At 33.4% G+C, this 4,792-nt stretch carries 2 protein-coding genes; both read right to left on the bottom strand.

The features are described 5' to 3' along the window. The coding region (locus ACO5GE_RS07775; protein WP_484830347.1) for a putative Ig domain-containing protein at window positions 1-3,267 on the bottom strand (3,267 nt) is incomplete at its 3' end. Window positions 3,268-3,868: 601 nt separating this feature from the next. Next, window positions 3,869-4,420 carry a hypothetical protein gene (locus ACO5GE_RS07770; protein WP_484830346.1) on the bottom strand — a complete coding sequence of 184 codons (552 nt, stop codon included), beginning with the start codon at window positions 4,418-4,420 and terminating at the stop codon, window positions 3,869-3,871. Window positions 4,421-4,792: the final 372 nt, after the last annotated feature.

The following is a 4,792-nucleotide window of genomic DNA, read 5'->3' as shown; positions in this document are numbered from 1 at the left end:
ATCATCCAAATCTGTTACATCAGGTGTTCCATCTCTATCGGTATCTCTTTGTACTTTGATTTCTACCGTCTTTGTTACACTTGATCCGTCAGGATTTGTTACTACTACCGGAATCTCAAATGTTCTTTCTTCTTCATTTGGTACCCAGTTTGTTACATCAGGTGTTCCACTGATGGTCTTAGTTCCCGGATTGTATGTTACTCCATTTGGCAACTTACTTGTATCTACTGTTACTGTCGCATTGGAGTTTCCAGGTGTAATTACAATATTTGTAATTGGTTTCTCATCAATGACTGTCTGATTTGGATTGCTGATTGTTGTTGGACTTACAGGCGTTACTACTGCCCACGGTCTGGAGTTTGGATCTTTTGGATTAGATCCTTGGTTTCTTTCATCTACGTCGGATACTCCATCTCCATCATCATCCAAATCTGTTACATCAGGTGTTCCATCTCTATCGGTATCTCTTTGTACTATTATTACAACCTTCTTAGTTATCTTAGAACCATTTGAATTTGTAACTGTTACCGGGATTTCAAATCTTCTTGTTTCTTCATTTGGTCCCCAATTTGTTATATTTGGAATACCTGTGATTTTTGCTGTGCCCGGATCTGAATCATTTACAGTAAGTCCAAATGGAATCTTAGTTCTATCAATCTTTGCAAAAGCGTCAATATTATCCGGATAAATATATACTGTTTCTATCGGTTTTTTATCAATAACAGTCTGTTCCTGATTCATTATTGACATAGACTCTATTGGAACAATCATACTACCGGGAATTGAGCCTGAATTTTTAGGGTCTGAGCCTTGATTTATTTCGTCTACGTCTGATACTCCATCTCCATCATCATCCAAATCTCTTACATCAGGTGTCCCATCTCTATCGGTATCTCTTTGTACTTTGATTTTAAATGTGGTACTAGATGCATTTCCAAAAGAATCAATTGCTTGAACTGTGACTGTAAACTCTTTTTCTTCTTCTCTAGAACCCCAATCTGTAACAGTTGGTGTTCCACTAATTTTACCATTTAAATATGTCAATCCGTTTGGTAAATTGTTTACTGTTACAGTAGCTGTTGGATCATCAGTTGTTACTGTGATTTCAGTAATTGGTTTGCTTTCTATTACAGTCTTATCACCTATCGGACTGATTGCAGGCGGTGTTACATCCTTCCATACTGCAAAAACTTCTTTAGCTTCTGTAATATTTGTCAATATATTTTCTTCTGCTTGTGTTGCTCCTGCAGTGGATGCCCAACCCAAAAATTGATACCCGGTTTTAACAGGTTGTTCCGGCTGAGTCGCTGTTCCACTTACGACATTCACAATCTTGTCTGTATTTGTTCCATCAGACCATTTACCACCATTTGTATCGAACGTTACCTTGATTGCACCTACTGTTACTGTAGTCGTTGACACCTTAGGATTTTTTCCATCCGGAGAATATGCTACCAAAATAACCTTATCCCCATCTGCAAATGTGCCGGCAGGAACATTAACTTTGAACTTTCCTTCTGTCAAATCTGAAAAAGGTATCAGAGTTTCAGCTTTTGCAGTTTCTCTTGTATAGTCTGTGGTGTCTGAAATATACTTATATGCTTTAACGATTACATTCCCTGAATCTGAATTGGTTGCATTCAATTTTTCTGTTGGTTTAGCAGGATTGTCGAAAATCTTTTTAGGAACAGTTCCTTCAATCACTTCTGCTTTCGTTGCTTCAATATTCTTAGTTTTGATGATTGGTGCTACCACTAGATATGACTTAGGATTTTTTATTTCTGTCTTATCAACCAAATACTCTTGACCGTCCGGAACTCCATCTCCATCAGTATCTACATTATACTTATTTGATTCAATATCATCCTCTACGAAATCAAACAATCCATCCCTATCCGTATCTAAAACATCTAAATATGCATTTGAATATGAGTTTTGAAGTCTTTTGTTCGGTCTTCCATTATCATATTTTCTTATATTAGGGAATCCACTTGGATTATCAACGAAATCTGCTGTTAACCAAGATTCAAAATATAGTTGATTATTATTAGCAATATAATCATTCAAAGCTCTTGCAAACTCATCATTTGTCACATTGCTCTTTAATTTGTATTCAATCGTATAAGATCTTCTTTGACCTATCGCTCCCGGAAATACTTGATCTGCCAAAGTGTCTCTAACTGCAGATACCTTATTCCAATCACCACCAACTATACTAAGTTCAGGTGTATCTTTCGTAGATATCATACCATTTCCATTTGGTTGTACTCTAAGTTTAATTGGATTACTTGCTGTTATTTTTCCTTGAGAATCTGAAGCACCCAATCTTATGTTATTGGTATCGATATATCTAAAAAGTTCTGTAGGGATAACTTCATTGATATACAATACCCAAGCACTATTGGCATTTTTAAAGTTTTGATCCGGCTTAAATGATACTGTAGATCTTATCACTTTGTTTTTGCTATCATAGGTCACAGTTTTTCCGAATTTCCCACTGGTAAAGTTTCCATCTTTAGAAAGAGTTCCATCATGTCCCAAACCATTCACACCTGTTCCCAAGTAGTCTCCATTACCACTTCCTGGATTAGAAGGCAAGGCTGGAACATTTGAGTTGTTTTTTAATATAAATCCGGCATCATACCCACCTTTATCAGCTTTACCGTCTCCTCTAACCCAAACAGTTGTGAAAGCAAGTTTTTTTGATTGTAAACCTAAACTTGTCAACGTTGCACCATTCTTAAGCTTTATTACAACATCATGATTTGTGACAACACCGATACTTCCGGATGCTAAGGTCGCATTGTTGATTGGTACCTTCCATAAAGCACCATTCGCTTCTTTTTCAAACGAAATATTATTTACCTTAATTGATTCAATCTGCGTATAGAACTCGGAATCAAAGAAATTCAGTAAATATCTTCCATTATAAGGACCTGCACCGGTATTTCCCCAATCACGTGGCAGCTTTGTCCATTTTGTAACAGTCAAATGAATTCCATTGTTATCTTCATTATGATACACGGTTCTGCCATAGTCCAATACACCATCTGTTTCACCTGCCAAAGTATAATGCACTACATTAGCAGCAGCTCCCGGTTGAATTCCTTGAGCACTAGTTACGACAGGTGATAAAAATATCGTAAATCCAACGATACAGGAAACTAATCCTACAGATAATTTTCTTATTCCGTAGTTTACCTTTTTTTCTTCACCTCTTCGCTTTTTTTCTTCAATTATTGTTTTTAAAATATCTGAACGTTCCATTTTAATATCACCTCAAAAATAATTTTAATGTCTTGACGTTTTTTACTTTGATGATGGTTTTTCGAGTTCACTTTATTTATTGCTTTTGTATATCTACTTTCTTATGAACTCACTATTATCACAACATCGAAGCATAGTTATTATTTTAAAAAATATTTTTGTATTATACTATATATACCTCAGAAAGGGAATACTTAAATGCATTTTTTTTACATTTTTTGATGTTTTTTTGATATTTTATTTTAATCTTAAAATTCAATATAAATTTTATTAAATATCTTAAAGTAATTGGAAACACTAGATAAAACTATTATATAATTTTCTGTATATTGAAAAGATAATCTAGCTATCATAGTTTCAAAAATAGCACTTATACAATTATAAGTGCTTAGATTTGTTGTTTCGTAAACGGTCTTTTATGGTAGTATTAGCTCTTTTGTACTGTTTCTTAAATAACATTTCTCTCTATTTATTTGTTTGTACTTTCTATTACGTTCTTGGTTTCTTAGAAAATCGGTATAGATTTACCATGTTAAAAAATCCGTTGGAAAAATAATTCACAACGGATTTCAATGATTTCTCAAAGTATTGTATATACTTCTTATTTTTTTACCAATTCTTGTAAATTATCAAAATGATATGATTCAATCTTTGTTTTATCTCCATCTTTTACTGTAATCAAACTTCCTTTTTGAACAGAAGTTTGAATCACTGTTCCGGAATCATCCAACACATCTACTTCCACTTCAAAAGTCTGATTCATCCCATCCTTTACCATGGTCGTTTTTTCTTTGTTTGTGATTTTGACAGACTTTACTTGTAGCATTTGGTTCTTTTCATAAATTACCTTGTTAAGTTGCAACAGTAATCTATTTGCCAATAATTTTTCAAATCCTTTTTCCGTCATATCTTCCTGTACTCTACTATGAAATGCAAGTAATGCATCTATCATCAATTGAGCATCCTCTATATTTGTCACTTTTTCTGGTGTCTGTCGATATACTTTGTATGGATTATCTTCACTCACCGTATAGAATGTTGTCAAAAAATGCTCCACTGTCAAATCCACAGAATCTTGTTTTTTACATGCTGAAAACATCACTCCTATCACAAGAATGATTGCAATACAGACTATTGTTTTATTATTTTTCATAACACAGACTCCTTTTCCTTTCAGTTTCATTCTTCTATTACCCAAACATACTGATTTTTTTACTATCAAAATCAATCTGTCATATCAAAAATGTAGCAGACATATATTTGTTAAAAATAAGATAAAATTTCAAATACCTTCTCTTTCTCTTATTCTACCATATTTTATTACTATCTGAAAATAACTGTATCTCTATACCAAAACCCAATTACAATTCCATACATATTTAATGTAAAAAAAACAACTCTCTTTCACATTGTTGTGTCTGAAACAATCAAAAAGTAAAGTACTCACATATGAAGCCATGAACAGTGGTTTAAATTCTTAAATTGCAATATCAAATTGAACTAATTCCTCATTATCATCTAAAAG

It is taken from the genome of Filifactor sp., assembly GCF_057248345.1.
The sequence above is the reverse complement of the archived record's forward strand: the minus strand, read 5'-3'. Positions and strand labels throughout refer to the sequence as shown.

Excerpts from the sequence above, each read along its gene's own strand:
- ACO5GE_RS07770 (WP_484830346.1), bottom strand. The coding sequence starts at position 4,420 with ATGAAAAATAATAAAACAATAGTCTGTATTGCAATCATTCTTGTGATA.